A 19,953-nucleotide genomic window follows, 5' to 3' on the forward strand; every position below is an offset into this window, starting at 1 on the left:
TCCCTGTCCTCTTTACGGAAGACAGGGTCCGATACACCTATTTTTTCACCTGTCCGCGCCCCTTACCTCGCGGGCGATGGAGCAGAAGTACATCCTCCCGGCAAAGCGCACGAAGGTCCGGGAGACCTCGACCTTGAAGACGGTGCCGTCCTTCTTCCTGTGGACCGAGACGACTCTCTCCTTCTTCCCGGGTTCGGCCCGCGCCCACATCTCCTCCCACTGCGGCGCGGTGACCGAGGGGTTGAGGCCGAAGATGGTGACGGCGATGATCTCGTCCTGACTGTAACCGAGGAGGCTGCATGCCGTCTCATTCGCCTTGTAGATCCTGCCGTCCCTGTCGAAGAGGATGATGGAGTCGGAGGCATGGTCGAAGGCGAAGGTGGTGAAGAGGAGTTCGCGCTCGATCTCCTCCTTCTCCGCGAGCACCTTCAGGAGCGTCCTGTTCGCCTCCTGGATCCCGGTGGTCCGCCCGGCGATGAGGCACTCCATGTTCTCGTGGTACTGCTCCAGCTGTTCCCTGCACTGCTGCAGTTCGGTGATGTCGGTGCCTGCCAGGTGGTAACCCCGGGCCCTCCCCCCATTCCCGAAGATGCCCCTGACCTGCCACCTCTCCCAGCCGAGGGTGCCGTCTGTCCTCACCGATCTGACCTCCAGGGCCGTGGTCGGGCTCTCCGGGGTGAGATAGATGAGCGCTGCCTTCATACGCTCCCTGTCGCCGGGCGGGAGGAGGGGGAGGAAGCGGAAACCTATCAACTGCTCTCGTGTCCGACCCGCGTACCTGCAGAATGACTCGTTGACGAACTCGAGGGTGAGGTCGGGTCTGGTATGGAGGACAAAGCCGGGGAGGTCCGCGGTGAGCGCCTCATACTGCTGCCGCGAGGCCTCCAGCGCCCCTGTCGCCTCTCTGCACGCGGTCTCGTCGATGAGCACGATGGCGCACCCGTCCTTCCCGGTGTCGAAGACCACCGGGACGAGGTGGACGCGGAGGTGGCGCCGTCTCCCGCGGATCACGGTAGCGGCGGGAAAAAGCGCCTGCGTCCCCTGCACAGCCTGACGGCATCGTTCAAGGAACTCGGGGGCCGTGAAGAGAGAATAGGGAAGTTCCTGGACTTTTTCGCCGTACAGTACCTCCAGCGGGCATTCGAGGAGGTCGAGGGCGCTCTGGCTCACCATCACCACCTCGTCCCGCCCGTCAACGACGACCGCCGGGTGGAGGGAGAAGTGGAGGAGGGCGGCGACTGGCATCCTCCGCGCGAGGAAGTAGGTCTTCGCGGTCCCGACCTTCCTGATGTCAGCCTCCCCCTTCTGGACGAGCATGTCCAGGTGCTTTGCGGCCGTGTTCCTGTGGAGGCCGAGAGCCCCCGCGATCTCGGTAATGGAGAGCCCTTTCGGATGTTTCCTGAGGAGTTCCCTGATTGTGATCGCGTCCCCGACCCTCTCTGCTGTGCTGCCCGGCATATGCACTGCATAGGTGTTGTGCAGAGCGAAGATTTATCATTATCTATCATGGAGAACTCTATATATGCACAGCAGAGTGGCCCGGAGAGGTCCGGGAGGTGGTGCTTATGGCAGAGACATTTGACGTGAAACTTGCCGGCAAGGTCTACATGCCCGACCCCGCGTACCGGGAACGCTCCTGGACCGGGGACTGGGAGACGGCGTACAAACGCTATCTTGACGACCCCGATGGCTTCTGGGCAGGGATCGCCGGTGAACTGGAGTGGTTCGCTCCGTGGGAGACGGTGCGCGAGTGGGACAACCCCTATGCCCGCTGGTTCACCGGGGCGAAGTTGAACATCACCCACAACTGCCTCGACCGCCACGCCGCCAGCGAACGGCGGAACAAGGTCGCCCTGATCTGGCGGGGCGAGGACGACGAGAACGAGCGTATTCTCACCTACCGCCAGCTCCACCGCGAGGTGATGCGCTTTGCGAACGCCCTCAAGGGCCTTGGCGTCGGGAAGGGGGACACAGTCTGCATCTACATGCCCCTTGTCCCCGAGCAGGTCGTCGCCATGCTCGCCTGCGCCCGTATCGGGGCGGTGCACAGCATCGTCTACGGCGGTTTCGGGGCCTCGGCCCTCAACACCCGTATCCGCGACGCACAGGCGAAGATCGTCATCACCGCCGACGTCGGCTTCAGGCGGGGCAAGAGGGTGCCCTTAAAGACCATCGTCGACGAGGCGGTCGTGAACGCGCCCTCTGTCGAGAAGATCGTCGTCCTGCGGCGGACGAAACCCGAGATCGAACTCTTCTCAGAGATGGAGGTGGACTTCGAGGAGATCATGGCGGCAGCCGCACCGTACTGCGAGCCCGAAGTGATGGACGCCGAGGACCCGCTCTTTATCCTGCACACGAGCGGGACGACAGGCACACCGAAGGGGATCGTCCACACCTCTGCCGGCTACATGGTCGGCGCCTACTATACGACGAAGTACGTCTTCGACTTGAAGGAGAACGACGTCTACTGGTGCACCGCCGATCCCGGCTGGATCACCGGCCACTCGTACATCGTCTACGGTCCTCTTGCCGCCGGCGCCACCGTGCTCCTCACTGAGACGACGCCCGATTTCCCCGACCCCGGCATCTGGTGGCGGATCGTCGAGGACTTTGGCGTGACCGTCTTCTACACCGCCCCGACGGTGATCCGGATGTTCATGCGGTTTGGCGAGGAGTGGCCGAACCGGTCCAACCTCGACACCCTCCGCGTCCTCGGCTCTGTCGGCGAACCCCTGAACCCCGAGGCCTTCGAGTGGTTCTATCATAATGTCGGGAAGGACCGCTGCCCGATCGTGGACACCTGGTGGCAGACCGAGACAGGGATGCACATGATCACGACGCTCGTCGGCGAACCGATGAAGCCAGGTTTTGCCGGCCGGCCTGTCCCGGGCGTGATGGCCGACGTCGTCGACAGGGAGGGCAACCCTGTCCCCCCGGGCATCGGCGGCCTCCTGGTGATCCGGGAGCCCTGGCCCTCGATGATGCGGACGGTCCACAACAACGACGAGCGCTACCGGAAGTACTGGACGACCGTTGACTCCCTGTACACCGCGGGCGACCTTGCGGTGAAGGACGAGGACGGCTATATCATGGTCCTCGGCCGGGCCGACGACATCATCATCGTCGCCGGGCACAACATCGGCACCGCCGAGGTGGAGTCAGCCCTCGTCTCCCACGAGGCGGTCGCCGAGGCGGCGGTGATCGGCATCCCGGACGCCGTCAAAGGGCAGGCGGTCAAGGCGTTCGTCATCCTGAGGCAGAGTTACAGGCCGACCGAGAAGCTGAAGGGCGACCTCAGCTACCATGTGCGGATGAGCCTCGGCCCGATAGCGATGCCGGCCGCGATCGAGTTCGTCGACGCCCTCCCGAAGACGCGGAGCGGCAAGATCATGCGGCGCGTCCTGAAGGCGAAGGAGATGGGGATCGACCCGGGAGACATCTCGACACTGGAGGACTGAAGGGGTGGCCGGAGAGGACCTGACTATCCTGGGCATGCGGGCAGAGCAGGGGCGCTGGGCCCTTGTCCTTACCGGCATGCTCATCAACCTCTGCCTCGGCTCCATCTACTCATGGAGCGTCTTCGTCGCCCCTCTGACCGGGCACTTTGCCGCGACCGGGACGGCGGTGACGGCGACCGGGATCCTTCTCCCCTTCTCCGTCTTTCTGGCGTGCTTTGCTATCGCCATGCCCTTCGCCGGGCGGTTCATCGAGGTGCGGGGGCCGCGGGTTGCCACGGTCGCGGGCGGCCTCCTGACAGGCCTCGGGTGGCTGCTCGCATCCTATGCCGGTTCGGTGCAGATGCTTGCCCTGATGTACGGCGTCGTCGGCGGCCTTGGGGTCGGGATCGCCTACGGCGTCCCGGTAGCGGTGGCGGCGCGGTGGTTTCCCGACATGCGGGGGCTTGCGGTCGGGCTCACGGTCCTCGGCTTCGGTTTCTCCGCTTTTGTGACAGCGAACGTTGCCGGGGCTCTCATCGGGGCGGTCGGTGTGATGGAGACCTTCCGCGTCTTCGGCGTCGCCTTCATCATTCTTCTTACTCTCTGCGCCCTGCCCCTCTCTTTCCCGCCGTCCGGGTGGAGCCCGAAAGGCTGGCACCCGCCCGACGGGGGAGGGGGTGCGGCCTCCGAGTACAGGCGGGAGGAGATGGTCAGGACACCGGCTTTCTTCGGCCTCTTTGTCTGCTACTTCATCGGCTGCCTTGCCGGTCTGATGGCGATATCCATCGCAAAGCCCGTCGGCACGGGAGTGGGGATCGAACCGGCCCTGGCGACCGCCCTTGTCGGTTTCTTCGCCCTCTTCAACGGCGGCGGCCGGCCGGTCTTCGGCGCCCTCACCGACAGGATCTCTCCCCGGAGGACGGCGATGCTCTCCTTCGTCCTGATCGGGGCGGCTTCCGCGGCGATGTGGCTGGCTCCCGCCGGATGGACTTACATTCCGGCCTTTGCCCTCCTCTGGGGCTGCCTCGGGGGGTGGCTTGCGATCGCCCCGGCCACCACCGCCCTCTATTTCGGGACCTCCGACTATCCCCGCTGCTATGGCGTGGTCTTTTTGGCCTATGGCGCCGGCGCCATTGCGGGCCCGCAGCTTGCAGGCTATGTGATGGCGGCGACAGGGAGTTATCTGGGCGTCTTTCCGCTCGTCACCCTCCTTGCGGCTGCCGGGTGTGCGGTGGCGTGGGTTTTCCTGAGGGGGCCGTGAGAGGTGGTCTCCCCATTTTTTTTGGGGGGCGGGCATGCCGGGGATATCCCGGCATCTCCCTGCCCTGCGTATATTTTTAGAAAAAAGGGCTTTGTAGAAATCCTCCTCCGTCGGTTGATAGTGCGTGCTGATCCTCTGCCTTCCCGTTCGCCGGGGGACTTTTGCCCCCGGACCCCCGCGCGAGGATTGGTCCCGGGAAGAAAGGGTCGGAGTCCTGAAGGAGGAGGCCATCCCGCCCCTATCGTAATGGCAGGGGGTATGGGGGGCGGCAGCCCCCCGGACCAGGCACTTCTGAACAGAATTTTTTCCCCTATCACGTCAGGAAGTACTTTCCCGCAAGGGTTTCTACAGGGCCGAAAAAAGAGAGGCTTCATCTCCTCCGTGCAAGGAGGAGGGCGGCAAATGCGGCCGCGAGGGCAGGGATGAAGAGGGCGACAGGGCTTTGCTGCGGGGTTGCGGGGACGCCGGCGGACGGTGCCCCGGTAGGTGTCTCTTCGACGGCGGCAGTCCGGGCCGATGCCCCCTCACTCTCCGTTTTCTCGGCAACGGCGATCGCGAAGTACGAGAAACCCGGCGTCTCCGCCACGTACAACGCCTCGCCGCTCTCCTCCTTCACGAACCTCGTCTTCAGGGAGGTCCAGGCGCCGTCATGATACCTGAGGAGGACGACATCGTGCGTGCCAGCACCATGGTCCTCCATCCATGCGAGGGGCACGGTGAAGGAGATTTCACCGCCCGTGAGACCGGCAGCGGTGACATGGAAGAGGAGGATCTTCTCGTATTCGTAGACCCTGGCCGCAGGCGGGGGGATCGCGGAGGGCAGGTCCGTCTTCTCGGCGACCACTATGGCACTGGTGAGGTCGGCGACCGAGGTCAGGTCGATCCTGGAGACCGCGGTCTGGCCCTTCACCGGGTACGAGGCCTCGTGGGAGGAGGCGTCCTGGTCCATCGGAGAGGAGGGCATGAAAGCGCCACCGCCTCCACCACCGCCTCCTCCTCCTCCGCCGCCAGCGGGTGCCGGTGCTGGTGTGGGTGTCGGTGTGGGTGTGGGCGTGGGCGTGGGCGGGAGAACGCCCACCAGATAGTGGTCGGCGGAGAGGACCAGCGGGCAGGTATCGTTGATGCCCGCGACGGCGTACGGCGTCTCCCCGATCCCGTCGCCATCGGCGTCGGTGCCTGCATAGTCGTCCCAGAAGTTGCCGAGGGCGTGTGTGAAGTAGGTACCGTTATACCGGTACGGGAACGGTGTGGTGGAGTTCAGGGCGACCAGACCCTCAAGGACGAGGTGGCCGCCGGTGTTGTTTGCAAAGGTGTTGTGCCAGAGGGCCGTATCGCCCGGCGTCGCGGCGGCAAGGAGTGCACCAAACTGGTTGTCGGCGATGAGCGAACCGGTGACGGTAGTTGCGGTAGTGTTGAGGGAGGATATCCCCGCGTACTCGTTGCCCGAGAAGGCGGAGGCATCGATGAGGATGTCGTCCGAACTCCCGAAGAACGCCCCTGCGTAATTGCCGGTGGCCGTGACATTCCTGACGGTGATGGCGGTGGAGTTGGCGACGATGAGGCCGACATAGGCACCGGAGAGGGTGAGGTCCTCCGCGGTGATGTTCCGGCACCCGAAGAGGTACACCATGCCGGCGTCTGCGGGCACGGCCGCGTCCTCCTGTCCTGTCCAGACACAGACCCGCTTGCCGTCGACAGTGGTCGTCTCGTCCACCGTGACCGTGCCCTCATAGCCCGGTACGGGGACGAGGCGGAAATTCCACCTGTTCCCGGCCATCACGGTCTCTGACACCTCGCCGTCCCGCACATCCTCGAGGGCAAGGCCTGTCCCGCCATTTCCGGTGGCGAGACAGTTCGTCAGCGTAAAGGACCCGGAGGAGGTGACGGCGATCCCGTCGGCACCGCTCCCGGAGACACTGCACTGGAGCAGGGCGGTCCCGGTGGTCTCATTGACCAGAATCCCGGTGTGACCGGCACTCCGGACGTCGGCACCGATGACGGAGGCATTCGAAGCGCCTTCAAGAGCAATGCCGTCGCCGCTGCACCCGGTCACCGTCAGGTCCATGAGCGTGGCGTTCTCACCGGTGACCACGACGCCGTCGCGTCCGCCGGTGAGAGTGATACCCCTGACGGTGACGTTCGCCCCGGTCAGGGTGAGTACGTCCCCGCCGTTGCCGTCAATGACAGGGTCGCCGCTCCCGACGAGGGTGAGCGGCCTGTCGATTACGATATTCTCTTCGTACACGCCGCTCCTGACAAGGATTACATCGCCGGGGAGGGCGGCGTCGACGGCCGCCTGGATGGTGGCATAGTCCTCGGGCACGCTGGCGGGATCGGCCGTGAAGGCCTTGATGCAGATATTGGTGTCAGGGATGATGGTGGTGAGGTCGTCCCACTGCACCCCGTCGTCACTCACGAAGCTCTCGCCGGTATGGGCCGTGGCCATGCTCGCGTAGCCTACAATCGGTTTCTCGACGACGAGAGGGTGGGTGTCGGTCGGCGCTGTGAGTTTGAGGGTCACCGAGAATCTATCGCCCGGGCCGAGGGGCACAGGTGTTGCGAGGGGAAGGGTGTGGTAACCGGGGAGCACCATCGTCCCGTCTGCGGCATAGACCTGACAGGAGGTGTTTCCCCCGATGAGGTGGACGCTGGCCTCATACGCCGTGCCGGGCTCGCGGGTGAAGAAACTCACCGCCTCCAGATCCTCGTAGCGCTCTGCGGTGAAGACGTTCCTGCCATGCATCGTGGTCGAGGCGCCGGTGCCGACGCTGGTGGTCCATCCGAGGGGGTCGTACTGGTAGAGATGGTCGTGGGTCTCGACCGGTTCACCGGTGAAGAGCACGGTCGCCGTGGCCAGACCGGTGCCGATATGCTCTGTCTCGGGGTTCTTGAAGCGGCCGATACTCCGGTCGTAATACGAGATATAGAAGTAGCCGTTGTCCCCCGACGAGGTGCCCCACGAGTTCCTGGCGATGAAGGCGCCGTCGCCGGGCGGAGTCTCGACGAAGTTCTCCGCAGAGTAGGTGTCGTTCCACCCGACGAGGAGGACGGCGTGGCCGCCGTCGATCTTTGCGGTGCTATTCTCGGGGAAGTAGTATGTCGTGGCCTTCGGCCCGAAGAAGGTATAGTTTACCAGGAAACCGGCATAGAGGCCGCCTTCCTCCTTGATCGCCGTCTTGATCAGGTCGTTGTCGAGGGGACCCGACCGCGGCGGGAGGAAGGTGACGTTCTGGACATGCATCACTGACACAAGACCGGGAGGCGATGTTGAGGACGGAACGGGAAGGAGGTACGGGTCGTCCGTCTCGTCCACCGGTCCCGACCACCGGGAGAGGTAGGCCGTCGACATGAAGGGGTTGCCTCCGTCGCAGGGCTCACTATCGAAGCCGTGCGTGTTCTTCAGGTTATTTTCCGAGAGGTCCCACTCACCGAAGCCATCGGTGAGGAGAGCAGACTCCAGGGACCCGAGAGAGGCAAAGGCCCAGCAAGACCCGCACTCTCCCTGGTCCTTCACTGCGGTGACGCGGCCTTCGTCGGCGAGGTTGAAGTACGGTTCAGAGGGTGGTTCTGCCGTCGCAATGATGGAACCACCAGACCAGACAGGGGTGTCGGGTGCAGGGATCAGGGTGTTCGGATAGAGGGGATGTTCGTCCTCCGGCGTCCCGGGAGCGGGTGCGGCCGCAAGGAATACGGACTCCCCGGGAGGTGCCGCCTCCTGCTCATCCATATACTGAACAAAATCAGGATTCAATGGGGCGGTCTCGATATCGACGGCCCCTGCCCCCTGCACGACGGGGGGGGCAAGACACAGGCAGAGAAGAAGAATAACTATGGTCGGCAGGTGCTGGTTGGTCATGGGTCTCATCTCAGGCTGATCAATATAAATGGGAATATGTGATAAAAAATCGACTGTTTTACGTTAAAAATAAAATATATGCAATAATTGTTCAATATTGGCTGAATAAAAAAACAGAAACTTGCATATATTACGATGCCTGAATAAACAGATTTTCGACCCCCACGCCCCGATCGCACAGGCCGAGAGAATAGAACAAATATCCTGGATGGCAGGGGATCGTATGCATTTCATTTCACAAGAAAATACATTGTGTCGCCTTTAATTTGTTATACATCGTCATAATGGCATTAAAAAAATAAAAAAATCTTTTGCGCTCCGCAGTATCCCGTAACTGAGTGGTCCGCGTTTTTCATCTCGATAACCAGAACGACGTGCCGAAACATCCATATCCCGGACTGCACCATCCCCCTCCATGACAGACCCTCGACCCTTCCTTGTCGGCGGGGAGTGGCGGACGAGCGAAAAAATCCTTGACGTCCGTTCTCCCTACGACGACTCCCTCGTCGGCACCGTCTGCCTCGCCGGGGCGACAGACGCAGAGGACGCCGTCCGCTTCGCGCGGCACGGCTTCGAGCGGACCCGCAGACTCCCGGCGCATGAACGGATCCGTGTGCTCCGGCGCCTTGCCGGTCTGATCGATATCCGGAAAGATGAGATCGCGGAGACGATCACCCGTGAGGCCGGGAAGATCGCCGCCCTGGCCAGGGCCGAGGTGGAACGCGCTGTCGAGACGATCATCCTCTCCGCTGAGGAGGCGGGGCGGATCTACGGCGAGGTGATCCCCCTTGACCTCACCCCTGCCGCAACCGGCAGAACTGGTTATCTCCGCCGTGTCCCTCTCGGCACGGTTCTTGCGATCACCCCCTTCAACTTCCCCTTCAATCTCGCCTGCCACAAGATCGGTCCGGCGGTCGCCGCCGGTAATGCCGTCATCCTCAGACCGTCCTCAAAGACCTCGCTCTCCGGCCTTATTCTGGGCGAACTCCTCGTCGAAGCAGGGTACCCCGAAGAGGCCGTCTCGGTCGTCCCGTGCACCACCGATATCGCGGAGTGGATGGTGCAGGACGGCCGGATCGCATACCTCTCCTTCACCGGCAGCCCGGCCGTCGGCTGGCACCTCCGCGAGATCTCCGGGAGAAAGCGTGTCGGCCTCGAACTCGGCGGGAACGCCGCGGTGATCGTGGACGCGGACGCTGACCTCCCCTATGCAGCGGAGAGGATCGTGCAGGGAGGTTTTTCCGGTGCAGGTCAGGTCTGCATCTCTGTCCAGCGGGTCCTCCTCCACCGGTCGGTGTATGCACAATGCCTGGAGATGATCCTGGAACGGACCGGCGCTCTCAGGACCGGCGACCCCCGCGACCAGACCGTCGACGTGGGCCCGATGATCTCGGAGGAGGCTGCTGCCGCGGCCGAGAAGAAAGTGCGGGAGGCCGTCTCTGGTGGTGCGACCGTCCTCGCCGGGGGGACGCGGGCCGGCACACTCTTTGCCCCCACCATCCTCACCGACACGCTCCCGACGATGCGGGTGAATGCCACGGAGATGTTCGCTCCCGTGATCACCATCACGCCTTTCGATGATTTTGCGGCCGCCCTTGCGCTGGCGAACGACTCCCCCTTCGGTCTCCAGACCGGCATCTTCACCAACCGCCTCGAACGCGCCTTTCATGCCTTCGATGAGTGCGAGGCCGGCACCCTTGTCGTCAACGACGTCCCGACCTTCAGGACCGACGCCATGCCCTATGGCGGGGTGAAGGCGTCAGGGTCGGGCAGGGAGGGGCCGAGGTATGCGATCGAGGAGATGACCGAGCCGCGGCTGATGGTCATGAACAGGCGGGGGTGACCTGACCCTCAGGCCCGGTCCGGGACAGTCGCCGGCTTCTGCACTATCCGGTATCCTTCCTTTGGAACCCGGATCTCAAAGCGTGCACATTTTTCGCATTCTCCTGTCTCTCTGATCTCGATGCCGGTGATCGCCAGGATCTCCCTGCAGAGGAAGAGGCCGAGGCCGGTGTTGTTCCCGTACCCCCGCCTGAAGATCTTCTCCTTCTCGCCTTCTCTGACCCCGATGCCATTGTCCTCCCAGACGATGCTCATGGCTCCGTCCTCCTCTATCCTGGTGGTGACCCTGACCTCCGTGACCCGGATCCCGTGCCTGACGGCATTGTCGAGGAGATTGTAGAAGACTCTCCCGAAGAGGGGGTCGGCGTACACCTCAAGCCTCCGGATCTTCGTTGTGATCGTGATGTCATCCTGCCTGAGCCTGGCGACCTGCCACCTGACATCGAGCCACTGGGGTTCCCGCACGCCGAGGTCCTGGTAGTCGCGGGCGAACTCCAGCTGCTCCCTGATATTCTGCGCCGAAAATTTCATCCGGCTGAGGCTCTCCATGACCTCCGTTTCCCTGCACTCCTCCTCGGCGATCTCCAGGTATCCGAGGAGGACGGTGAGCTGGTTGAGGATGTCGTGGCGGGTGATGCTGTTCATGATCGTGAGCTTCCCGTTGATCCTGGCAAGCGACTCCGAGTAGCGTTTGAGCTCCTCGGCATGGTATTCAAGTTCTTTCTCAAGGATCAGTCGTTCTGTGAGGTCTGTCAGCAGGACGAGCGCGGCTTCCCTGTTTCTGAAAGTGATGGGAGCGACCCGCAGCGTCGCCTGCAGCACATCGTCTGTTGCGCTTCTGATGCCGATCTCGAATGACCTGCGTTTTTGTCCGGTGAATGCGTCCCGTACAGCGGTATCGAAGTCCGGCAGCGAAGACTCCGCTATGAAGGTCCGTAGCGTCTTCCCTGTCAGGGCGCCCCCCGTGCATCACAGGGCGGCCTCCGCGGCAGGGTTGGCGAAGATGATCTCCCCATCCCGTGTCAGCACGATGATATACTCCGGAAGACCGTCGATCAGTGCCCTGTTGAGGTCTGCACTCTCGTGTGCCGCGGCCTCGGCCTGCTTCCTTTCAGTGATGTCGCGGAGGGTGACCGTGATCGCTTTCTTTTCTTTCCAGGTGATGGTGCTGCTGAGGCCTTCGACCTGCCGCACCTCTCCCGAGGGGGTGACAAAGGTGTACTCTGCGGGAATACTATCTGACCCTCCGCGTACGCTCAGCAGATCCCTGAAGATGGCATGTGCCAAGTCCTGGTGAACGAACTCCAGGATGTTCCTCCCGACACAGTCGTCGGTCGACGGGAGGCCTACCAGTTCGCACGCAGCCCTGTTTGCGTACCTGACAGTGCCGTTTTCGCTGAGGATCAGGACGCCGTCACGGATAGCCTCCAGGAGGGTGGTGAAGAAATGTTCCCGTTCCTTCAGGTTCTTTTCTACCTCTTTCTCTTCGGTGGTGTTGCTGAAACTCCATACCCTGCCCGTGATCTCGCCGTTGATCGTCTGGGGCCGGGTAAAATATCCGATGGTCCCGTTGTCAGTTTTGTCTGCAATGGCCTGGAATAATGGTTCACTTCGATTCGCGGATTGATCCGGGATCTGCTGCTCTGCGGCAATACTGCTGAGGCATGAGAGCAGGGCTGTCGGCCTGCCCTCGCTATCCTGAGAGTCTGATGCCCTGTTCCTGTCATCGAAATCGTCAAAGAAGATGAAGGGAGTATGACATCCACTCTCCCGTGCCGCCTGCAGGAGGTCGACCCCTTTCATGTCCGGCATTTCACGACCCGAAAGAATGATATCAAAAGGCTGTTTTTTCAGGAGATTGAGGGCTTCCTCCCCGGAACGCAATGTCGTGACTGAAACATCGCCTTTTTCTTCGAGGTCTCGACGGATATGGTCGATTGCCCCGGGTTTGTCATCGACACAGAGAAGGGATATCATTGGGTTCGCCGGTAGAGTGTGGGATACGGAGATGGAGATTTTACATATATCTGTATGGTGTGATATTTATACATTGCAATCATGTGCCCCTTCTTGTATCCCATGTATCTGGTTTTTTTGTCTTGAAGATCCGTCACAACCCGGCCATTATGCCCATGTTTTGTCTCTGGCCCTGAAGGGGCGGGAGGAGACCCTTCTTCATACACGCACCGGCATGCCGGTTGTCCGGTCTCGACCGAGTGGCCAGACCGTGGCATATGTCCTCCTGCGGGGAGGAGGAGGGGAGAAAATGCGAAAAAGAGTGGTTATGGTGCTATCAGGTGCAGGTGTCGTGCCTTGACACGTCTTCGAGAGGTGCGAGACAGGCGCTGATTTTCTTCCTGATGTCGCGGCTGATCCGGTCCTTCACCGCCCGGGGCATCTCCCCTGTCCCGTCGAGGGCGTCGGTGATGATGCCGACGACGTCCTCTGTCATCTCCTCCGGGTCGAGTGCGTCAGGGTCGAAGTATGCCCCGTCGTCGTCCTCCTCTTCGTCTTCGTCCGGGTCGTACAGGGCTTCGTCCGTCCTGTCAGAGAAATAGACCTCGATGTCCTCCCTGATCCTGTCCCGGAGTTCTCCGGACACGTGGTCAGAGAAGTCCCGGCGATAATAGTCATCGAGGACCGCGTTCACGTCGGGGGTGCAGTCCTCATACTGCTGCCAGTCGACAGTGGTCATACTCTCCCCTTCTTTTTCGTCCGGATATTTTTTGCGAATCTCTTCTGCCAGCATGCCGGCCCGGACCGCTGCCTTCATCCTCTCCCGGCGGAAAATCCCTGTATGAACGATGACCCTCTGACTGGTGCCACCTGCCCCTTCTGCGACCCCTCTCCCGCCGACATCGTCGTGCAGAATACTCTCGCCTACGCGAGGGCCGACGCCTTCCCGGTGAGCCCGGGCCACACCCTCATCGTCCCCTTCAGGCACGTCTCTTCCTTCTTCGAGGCGACGGAGGCGGAACGGGTCGCTCTCCTCGACCTCCTCTGTCGTTGCCGGGATGCCCTGGAGGAGAGGTACCACCCTGACGGGTGGAATATCGGCATCAATGTCGGCCCTGCCGCGGGGCAGACGGTGCCCCACCTCCACATCCACCTCATCCCCCGCTATGCCGGCGACGTCCCCGACCCCCGCGGCGGTGTCAGGGGTGTGGTCCCGGAAAAAAAGATGTATTGATCTGTTCAGGAGATCGAGACGCTCCAATTCCCATCTGAGATGATGTTCAGATCTGATGAAGGATTTCCGGGCCATTCCCGGATCAATCGCTCGCGCCAGAAACCGGCAATGAAATGAATCTGGCCGACGGAGATCAATGGAATGCTCTATAGACAGATACCATCATCAGGGGAACCTCTCCCCGTCCTCGGCATGGGCTGCATGCGCCTGCCAGAGACGCCTGAGGGCCGCATCGACGAGGGGGCGGCCGTCGCCCTGATCAGGGCGGCGATCGACGGCGGGGCGTCGTACATCGATACGGCGGTGCCCTATCACGGAGGAGAGTCGGAGGGTGTCGTCGGCAGGGCCCTTGCCGACGGGTACCGCGAGAGGGCCTTACTTGCAACGAAATTGCCCGCAAAGAGGGTGGAGTCCCGCGATGACATGGATCGCCTTCTGGACGGGTCTCTCCGGCGCCTCGGCACCGATCACCTTGACGCCTACCTGATCCACGCCCTGACGAAGAGCAGGTGGAACAGACTCTGGGACCTGGAGGTCGACCTCTTCCTCGATGAGGCGAAGGCCGACGGGAGGATCCGGTACGCCGGGTTCTCCTTCCACGACACTGCCGATGCGTTCCGGGAGATCGTCGACGCGTACGCCTGGGACCTCTGCCAGGTCCAGTACAACTATCTCGACACCGGCTACCAGGCCGGGACCGCGGGCCTCAGGTACGCCGCGGAGAAGGGCCTTGCCGTCGTCGTGATGGAACCCCTCAGGGGCGGCATGCTTGCCGCGCCGCCCGCCGGGGTCGGGGAGATCTTCGCCGCCGCCCCGGTCACCCGGAGCCCTGCCGCATGGGGCCTCCGCTGGGTCCTCGACCACCCTGAGGTGACGACCGTCCTCTCCGGCATGAACGCGCCGGTGCAGCTTGCAGAAAACCTCGCGGCCGCGGAAGAGGGCCTGCCCGGATCTCTCTCCCCCGACGAGCACGAGACCGTCCGGAGAGTTCGGGACGCATTCAGGGAGAAGATCCGCGTCCCCTGCACCGCCTGCCGGTACTGCATGCCCTGCCCCGGCGGCGTGAACATCCCCGAGTGTCTTGCCCGCCTGAACGACATCGCCCTCTTCGGCGATCACGAGCATGCCGCGTTCTTCTACCGCCACGTCCTCGGCGACACGGGTTACGCCTCTCTCTGCGCCGAGTGCGGGGCCTGCGAGGAGATCTGCCCGCAGGGGATCGGGGTGATCGATCACCTCCACGAGGTCGCCGACCTCTTCGGACGGTAAGGGATATGAACCCCTGACGCCACTCGTGCGATCGGAGACATGAGATGAAAGTCGTCGCATTCAACGGGAGTCCCAGGAAGGACGGGAACACCGCCCGCCTTCTGGTGGCCGTCCTCACAGAACTTGAGAAGGAAGGCATCGAGACCGAACTCATCCATATCGGCGGGAAAAAAGTTCACGGCTGCACGGCCTGCGCGAAATGTTTCGAGAACCGGGACGGACGATGCGTCATCGACGACGACGTCGTCAATGACTGCATCGCGAAGATGGCAATCGCCGACGGGTTCATCATCGGGTCGCCGACCTATTTCGCGGACGTCAGCACCGAGACGAAGGCCCTCATCGACCGCGCCGGCTATGTGGCCCTCGCCAATGGCGGCATGTTCACCCGGAAGGCCGGTGCGGCCGTCGTCGCCGTCCGCCGCGCCGGCGCCGTCCGTGCCTACGACACCATCAACCACCTCTTCGGGATCTCGCAGATGGTCACGGTCGGTTCGTCGTACTGGAATATCGGCATCGGGCTTGCGCCGGGCGACGTCGAGAAGGACGAGGAGGGCCTGCAGACGATGCAGACCCTGGGAAAGAACATGGCCTGGCTCCTGAAGAAGATCCGGGCCTGAGAGATTACAGGATCCCGAACCAGACGGTGTACGAGATGAGAACCATCGCGACGAGGGCGACGACAAGTCCTTTGTACAGGCACCCCGGGCAGATCTGGATCCGGCATCCCACACACTCGGGACAGAAGCCCTGCCCGCAGATCCGGCACCGGCCGGTGATGGTGTTTTCCGGGTGGCGGTCACACCTTTCCATGCCGCCTCCTCTCCGCGGTTCCAGATAAATGTGCCGGGAACACATACTATCGACTCCCATGACACGAACGCACTTTGCCGTAGAACGCCTCGCATTCCATCCTGATAGCCTGCCCGACTGCCCGCACTGCTGGCTTCTCGTCCGGGGAGGGGATGTGCTCTGCCGTGAGGACGGGTCGCCCATCCTTTCGTCCCTGCCCGACGGCATCGACCCTCTGGGTGCGGTCCCTCTCGGTGCCCTCGACGGCGTGTCCTTCTCTGCTCTCGGGACAGAGGCCGTCCCCACCCCTTTCAGGCCGATCCCCCTGCGCGACCTCTTCGGTCGCGTGGACGGGGAGACCCTCGCCATCGCGGGGAGGGCCGTGCACCTCGTCCGCTTCGACGAGGAGAACCGTTTCTGCGGCAGGTGCGGGGGGCCGACCGTCTGGAAGGAGGACGAGGTGGCGAAGGTCTGCACGCGGTGTGGCGGCGTCGTCTACCCCCCGGTGACCCCTGCCGTGATCGTCCTGATCAGGAGGGGCCGGGATATTCTCTTCGTGCGTTCGCCCCGCTTCCCTCCCGGACGCTACTCCCTCGTCGCCGGCTTCGTCGAACCAGGCGAGACCCTCGAGCACGCCGCGGCGCGGGAGGTCGCCGAGGAGACGGGCGTCTCCATCGAAGGCCTCCGCTATGCCGGGAGCCAGCCCTGGCCCTTCCCCCACTCCCTGATGGCCGGTTTCTTCGCCGAGTATGCAGGCGGCGAGGTGCGGCCCGACGGCGTGGAGACCGAGGAGGTGCGGTGGTTCTCCCCCGACGCCCTGCCCGACCTCCCCGGCAAAATGAGCATTGCGTGGGCCCTGATCGAGAGGCACCTCAGGGACGACTCCCCTGATCCCCCCGACCCGCGTGGGTGACTATAATTTTCTCGAAGACCGATCTGATCTAGGGAACAGCTCCGGACCCGTATTTTTATGGTGCACCACAATGACCGATTCAGTAGTTGACAGTATCCTTGCGGCCCGTTACCTCCGCAAGGGCGAAAAAAACTTCGACGACATCTGCCGGCGGGTGGCGACCGCACTCGCCCGTGACGATGCCGAGAAGGAAGAGTATTATGACGCCATGCGCTCCCTCTCCTTCCTCCCGAACTCCCCCACCCTGATGAACGCCGGCACCGAACTCGGCCAGCTCTCGGCCTGCTTCACCCTCCATGTCGGCGACTCGATCCCCGAGATCTTCCATGCCCTGGAATGGGGGGCCCTCATCCACAAGAGCGGCGGCGGCACAGGCTACAACTTCTCCCATATCCGCCCGGAGGGCGCGCCCGTCCAGTCCACGGACGGCGTCGCCTCCGGCCCCATCTCCTTCATGAAGGTCTTCAACGCCGCCACCGACGTGATCAAGCAGGGCGGCCGCAGGCGCGGGGCCAACATGGGCATCCTCAATGTCTGGCACCCCGACATCCTGCGCTTCATCCACGCGAAGAACGTCGAGGGCGAACTCTCGAACTTCAACATCTCGGTGATGGTCAATGACCGGTTCATGGAGTTCGTCGAGTCCGGACAGCTCCAGAAGGTCTGGCTCACCCACCCGTACACCGGCGAGGAGATCACGGTCGGCGCCATCTGGAACGGCATTGTCGACGGTATCTGGCGGAACGGCGAGCCCGGCGTCCTCTTCTACGACGAGATCAACAGGGAGAACCCGACACCGCAGCTCGGGCCCATCGACACCACAAACCCCTGCGTCACCGCGGACACCTGGGTCATGACCGCGGAAGGGCCCAGGCAGGTGCGTGACCTGGTCGGCCGCCGTTTCGACGCCGTCATCTGTGGTGTCGCCGTCCCCTCAGGGTCAGACGGTTTCTTCCCGACCGGGACAAAGGAGGTGCTCTGTCTCCGTACCCGGGAGGGCTACCGCCTGCGGCTCACGGCCGACCACCCTGTTCGCCGGGTCTCCTCCCTCACCAGGTATAGCATGGCGAGCGAGTGGGTCAGGGCTGGCGACCTTGCCCAGGGAGACCGCGTCCTCCTCCACGACCACCACACTCTTGCCGGATGGGAGGGCGCCCTCACCGAAGAGCAGGGCTATCTCCTCGGTCTGCTTGTCGGCGACGGCACGCTGAAAGCAGATGCCGCCGTCCTTTCTGTCTGGACAGGCGCCGGCGCCCGGTCGGTCATGGCCCATGCCGAGACCTGTGCCGGAACCCTCGATCACCGCTCCGACTTCTCCGGTTGGTTCCCGGTGGAGGGACGGGACGAGTTCAGGCTCAAACGTGCGGCGGTCCGCGACCTTGCCACGGCGATGGGGATGGCGCCCCGCGCGAAGGTCATCACCCCTGCGATCGAGCAGGCCTCCTCGGCCGGGTATCGCGGTTTTCTCGCCGGCCTCTTCGATGCCGACGGCTCGGTGCAGGGCACACCCGCGAAGGGCGTCAGCGTCAGGCTCTCCCAGAGCAGTCGCCCGGTCCTTCTCGCAGCCCAGCGGATGCTCCTCCGCCTCGGCATCAGGAGTACGATCTACCGGCGCCGCCCCGCAGGCCTCAGTCTCCTCCCTGACGGTCGCGGCGGTGCGAGGCCGTACAGGGTGCGGCAGCAGTACGACCTTGTCGTCAGCGGGGAGAACCTCCTGACTTTCCGTGACCGCGTCGGGTTCAGGGGCGAAGAGAAGGCCGGGAAACTCGACGACCTCCTCTCGTCGTATTCCCGGAGCCTGAAGAGGGAGCGCTTTGTTGCGACCGTGGCGTCGGTCGTCCCGGACGGCACTGAAGAGGTCTATGACGTCCAGGTACCTGGTGCGAACACTTTCGACGCGAACGGGTTTGTGGCTCACAACTGCGGTGAACAGCCGCTCCTCCCCTTCGAGTCCTGCGTGCTCGGGTCCATCAACCTGGCGAAGTTTGTCAGGGACGGCGCCATTGACGAAGAAGCACTGAAGGGGATCACCCGCATGGCCGTCCGGTTTCTGGACGCGGTCATCGACAGGAATGTCTTCCCGATCCCGCAGATCGAGGAGGCGACGAGAAAGACGAGGAAGGTCGGCCTCGGCCTGATGGGCGTCCACGACGCCCTGCTGATGCTTGGCCTGCCGTACGACTCCGACGAGGGCCGGGCCGTCTGCGACCGGGTGATGGACCTCATGACCAGGACCGCGGTCGAGGAGTCGCACGCCCTCGCCGCGGAGAAGGGCACCTTCCCGGCCTTCGAGGGGAGCATCTGGGACGAGTATGCGATGCGGAACGCCGCGCTCACCACGATCGCCCCCACTGGCACCATCTCCCTCCTGGCCGGGTGTTCCTCAGGGATCGAGCCCGTCTTCTCCTATGCCTACACCCGGAAGAACACCGTGGGCAAGACCTTCGTGATGCTCCACCCGCTCTTCGAGGCCGAACTGCGGCGGGTCGTCGGTGGTATGGGCCTCGCCCCCGAGGAGACGGAGAGCAGGGTCAGAGAGGTGATCGACCACGTCCACGAGGCCGGTACGATCCGGGACGTCGCCTGGCTCCCGGCGTCCTTCAGGCACCTCTTCAGGACTGCCATCGACATCGACTGGCGCGACCATGTGCGGATGCAGGCGGTCTTCCAGCAGCATGTCCACGCCTCCATCTCGAAGACGATCAATATGCCCAATGCCGCGACCCGCGAGGAGATCGCGGAGGCCGTCCTCATGGCCTGGAAGAGCCACCTCAAGGGCATGACCATCTACCGGACAGGCAGCCGCGAGGACGTTGTTCTGGCGCTCAAGGAGAAGAAGCCGGCCGCCGAACCCGGGCCTGTGCCTGAACAGAAGGCGGCCCGCCCGAAGGAACTCTCCGGCAAGACCTATCTCTGCCAGTCAGGCTGCTGCCGGCTGTACATCACCGTCAACCTCATGGACGGGAAACCCTGGGAGGTCTTTATCAGGACGGTCGGGAGCGGCGGCTGCGAGGCGAACTCCAATGCCCTTGGCCGGGCGATCTCCACCGGCCTCCAGAATGGCGTGCCGTACCAGAAGTTCGTGCGGCAGTTTGCGAAGGTAAACTGCATTGTCGCCCTCAAGAACCCCGTGGCCGAGGGTCTCTCCTGCGCTGACGTCGTCGGTAAGTGTATCGACCTCGCGGCCTCGAAGCAGACGATCACCACCCTCGACACCTGGAAGATCGCCGACGTCACCGGCACGAAGAAGAACCTCTGCCCGGAGTGCGGGGCTGAACTCGACTTCGGCGAGGGCTGCAATCAGGGGATCTGCAAGAACTGCGGCTGGAGCGGCTGCAGTTAAATCCCTTTTTTTGCCGCGCACGATACCAACCCTTATATACCCTGTCCGTC

At 63.2% G+C, this 19,953-nt stretch carries 14 protein-coding genes; 8 read left to right on the forward strand and 6 right to left on the reverse strand.

Translation table 11 applies throughout. The features are described 5' to 3' along the window. Nucleotides 1-45: 45 nt before the first annotated feature. The gene (locus MEFOE_RS03820) at nucleotides 46-1,458 is read right to left on the reverse strand and encodes a PAS domain S-box protein (protein ID WP_067048565.1); all 1,413 of its coding nucleotides are present in this window, start codon (nucleotides 1,456-1,458) and stop codon (nucleotides 46-48) included. A 107-nt stretch (nucleotides 1,459-1,565) separates the two neighbouring features. Between MEFOE_RS03820 and acs the strand changes: the two genes are divergently transcribed. Next, nucleotides 1,566-3,458, forward strand: a complete 1,893-nt coding sequence (acs, locus tag MEFOE_RS03825) for an acetate--CoA ligase (protein ID WP_067052926.1) — start codon at nucleotides 1,566-1,568, stop codon at nucleotides 3,456-3,458. 4 nt (nucleotides 3,459-3,462) lie between these two features. Further along, on the forward strand, nucleotides 3,463-4,698 hold the full coding sequence (locus MEFOE_RS03830) for an L-lactate MFS transporter (protein ID WP_328585435.1): 1,236 nt from the start codon (nucleotides 3,463-3,465) through the stop codon (nucleotides 4,696-4,698). Between the two features lie 370 nt (nucleotides 4,699-5,068). On the opposite strand, the gene MEFOE_RS03835 is transcribed toward MEFOE_RS03830, so the two are convergent. After that, nucleotides 5,069-8,425 (reverse strand): lectin like domain-containing protein, encoded by a 3,357-nt coding sequence (locus MEFOE_RS03835; protein WP_160329482.1) that lies wholly within the window; start codon nucleotides 8,423-8,425, stop codon nucleotides 5,069-5,071. 544 nt (nucleotides 8,426-8,969) lie between these two features. Here MEFOE_RS03835 and MEFOE_RS03840 point away from each other — a divergent pair. Next, nucleotides 8,970-10,397 (forward strand): aldehyde dehydrogenase family protein, encoded by a 1,428-nt coding sequence (locus tag MEFOE_RS03840; protein WP_067048571.1) that lies wholly within the window; start codon nucleotides 8,970-8,972, stop codon nucleotides 10,395-10,397. An 8-nt stretch (nucleotides 10,398-10,405) separates the two neighbouring features. Here the strand turns inward: MEFOE_RS03840 and MEFOE_RS03845 are convergent, their stop codons facing one another. From MEFOE_RS03845 to MEFOE_RS03855, 3 genes are all read right to left on the reverse strand, one after another. Further along, complete coding sequence (locus MEFOE_RS03845; RefSeq protein WP_067048574.1) at nucleotides 10,406-11,218, reverse strand: sensor histidine kinase; 813 nt, start codon at nucleotides 11,216-11,218, stop codon at nucleotides 10,406-10,408. 147 nt (nucleotides 11,219-11,365) lie between these two features. Further along, nucleotides 11,366-12,373 (reverse strand): PAS domain S-box protein, encoded by a 1,008-nt coding sequence (locus MEFOE_RS03850; RefSeq protein WP_067048577.1) that lies wholly within the window; start codon nucleotides 12,371-12,373, stop codon nucleotides 11,366-11,368. Between the two features lie 316 nt (nucleotides 12,374-12,689). Then, nucleotides 12,690-13,169, reverse strand: coding sequence for a hypothetical protein (locus MEFOE_RS03855; RefSeq protein ID WP_067048580.1), 480 nt, complete (start codon nucleotides 13,167-13,169; stop codon nucleotides 12,690-12,692). A 24-nt stretch (nucleotides 13,170-13,193) separates the two neighbouring features. Between MEFOE_RS03855 and MEFOE_RS03860 the strand changes: the two genes are divergently transcribed. The 3 genes from MEFOE_RS03860 (at nucleotide 13,194) to MEFOE_RS03870 (ending at nucleotide 15,475) form a co-directional block, all read left to right on the forward strand. Beyond that, nucleotides 13,194-13,586 (forward strand): HIT family protein, encoded by a 393-nt coding sequence (locus MEFOE_RS03860; RefSeq protein WP_067048584.1) that lies wholly within the window; start codon nucleotides 13,194-13,196, stop codon nucleotides 13,584-13,586. Between the two features lie 141 nt (nucleotides 13,587-13,727). Next, the gene (locus MEFOE_RS03865) at nucleotides 13,728-14,855 is read left to right on the forward strand and encodes an aldo/keto reductase (protein WP_067048586.1); all 1,128 of its coding nucleotides are present in this window, start codon (nucleotides 13,728-13,730) and stop codon (nucleotides 14,853-14,855) included. A gap of 44 nt (nucleotides 14,856-14,899) precedes the next feature. Beyond that, nucleotides 14,900-15,475: a flavodoxin family protein gene (locus MEFOE_RS03870; protein ID WP_067048589.1), complete on the forward strand. Its 576-nt coding sequence runs from the start codon at nucleotides 14,900-14,902 to the stop codon at nucleotides 15,473-15,475. Nucleotides 15,476-15,479: 4 nt separating this feature from the next. On the opposite strand, the gene MEFOE_RS03875 is transcribed toward MEFOE_RS03870, so the two are convergent. Beyond that, nucleotides 15,480-15,668, reverse strand: a complete 189-nt coding sequence (locus MEFOE_RS03875) for a hypothetical protein (protein ID WP_067048592.1) — start codon at nucleotides 15,666-15,668, stop codon at nucleotides 15,480-15,482. Nucleotides 15,669-15,726: 58 nt separating this feature from the next. On the opposite strand from MEFOE_RS03875, the gene nudC reads away from it, so the two are divergent. Both nudC and MEFOE_RS03885 read left to right on the forward strand, forming a co-directional pair. Then, nucleotides 15,727-16,560 carry an NAD(+) diphosphatase gene (nudC, locus tag MEFOE_RS03880; RefSeq protein ID WP_067048595.1) on the forward strand — a complete coding sequence of 278 codons (834 nt, stop codon included), beginning with the start codon at nucleotides 15,727-15,729 and terminating at the stop codon, nucleotides 16,558-16,560. A 70-nt stretch (nucleotides 16,561-16,630) separates the two neighbouring features. Further along, nucleotides 16,631-19,903 carry an LAGLIDADG family homing endonuclease gene (locus MEFOE_RS03885; protein WP_067048598.1) on the forward strand — a complete coding sequence of 1,091 codons (3,273 nt, stop codon included), beginning with the start codon at nucleotides 16,631-16,633 and terminating at the stop codon, nucleotides 19,901-19,903. Nucleotides 19,904-19,953: the final 50 nt, after the last annotated feature.

Source organism: Methanofollis ethanolicus (genome assembly GCF_001571385.1).
In the GTDB taxonomy this organism is placed as follows: Archaea; Halobacteriota; Methanomicrobia; order Methanomicrobiales; family Methanofollaceae; genus Methanofollis; species Methanofollis ethanolicus.

Coding starts and splice junctions, on each gene's coding strand:
- MEFOE_RS03885 (WP_067048598.1), top strand. CDS start 16,631: ATGACCGATTCAGTAGTTGACAGTATCCTTGCGGCCCGTTACCTCCGC.
- MEFOE_RS03840 (WP_067048571.1), top strand. CDS start 8,970: ATGACAGACCCTCGACCCTTCCTTGTCGGCGGGGAGTGGCGGACGAGC.
- MEFOE_RS03820 (WP_067048565.1), bottom strand. CDS start 1,458: ATGCCGGGCAGCACAGCAGAGAGGGTCGGGGACGCGATCACAATCAGG.
- MEFOE_RS03865 (WP_067048586.1), top strand. CDS start 13,728: ATGCTCTATAGACAGATACCATCATCAGGGGAACCTCTCCCCGTCCTC.
- MEFOE_RS03870 (WP_067048589.1), top strand. CDS start 14,900: ATGAAAGTCGTCGCATTCAACGGGAGTCCCAGGAAGGACGGGAACACC.
- MEFOE_RS03850 (WP_067048577.1), bottom strand. CDS start 12,373: ATGATATCCCTTCTCTGTGTCGATGACAAACCCGGGGCAATCGACCAT.
- MEFOE_RS03835 (WP_160329482.1), bottom strand. CDS start 8,425: ATGGATGAGCAGGAGGCGGCACCTCCCGGGGAGTCCGTATTCCTTGCG.
- MEFOE_RS03860 (WP_067048584.1), top strand. CDS start 13,194: ATGAACGATGACCCTCTGACTGGTGCCACCTGCCCCTTCTGCGACCCC.
- nudC (WP_067048595.1), top strand. CDS start 15,727: ATGACACGAACGCACTTTGCCGTAGAACGCCTCGCATTCCATCCTGAT.
- MEFOE_RS03875 (WP_067048592.1), bottom strand. CDS start 15,668: ATGGAAAGGTGTGACCGCCACCCGGAAAACACCATCACCGGCCGGTGC.
- MEFOE_RS03855 (WP_067048580.1), bottom strand. CDS start 13,169: ATGAAGGCAGCGGTCCGGGCCGGCATGCTGGCAGAAGAGATTCGCAAA.
- acs (WP_067052926.1), top strand. CDS start 1,566: ATGGCAGAGACATTTGACGTGAAACTTGCCGGCAAGGTCTACATGCCC.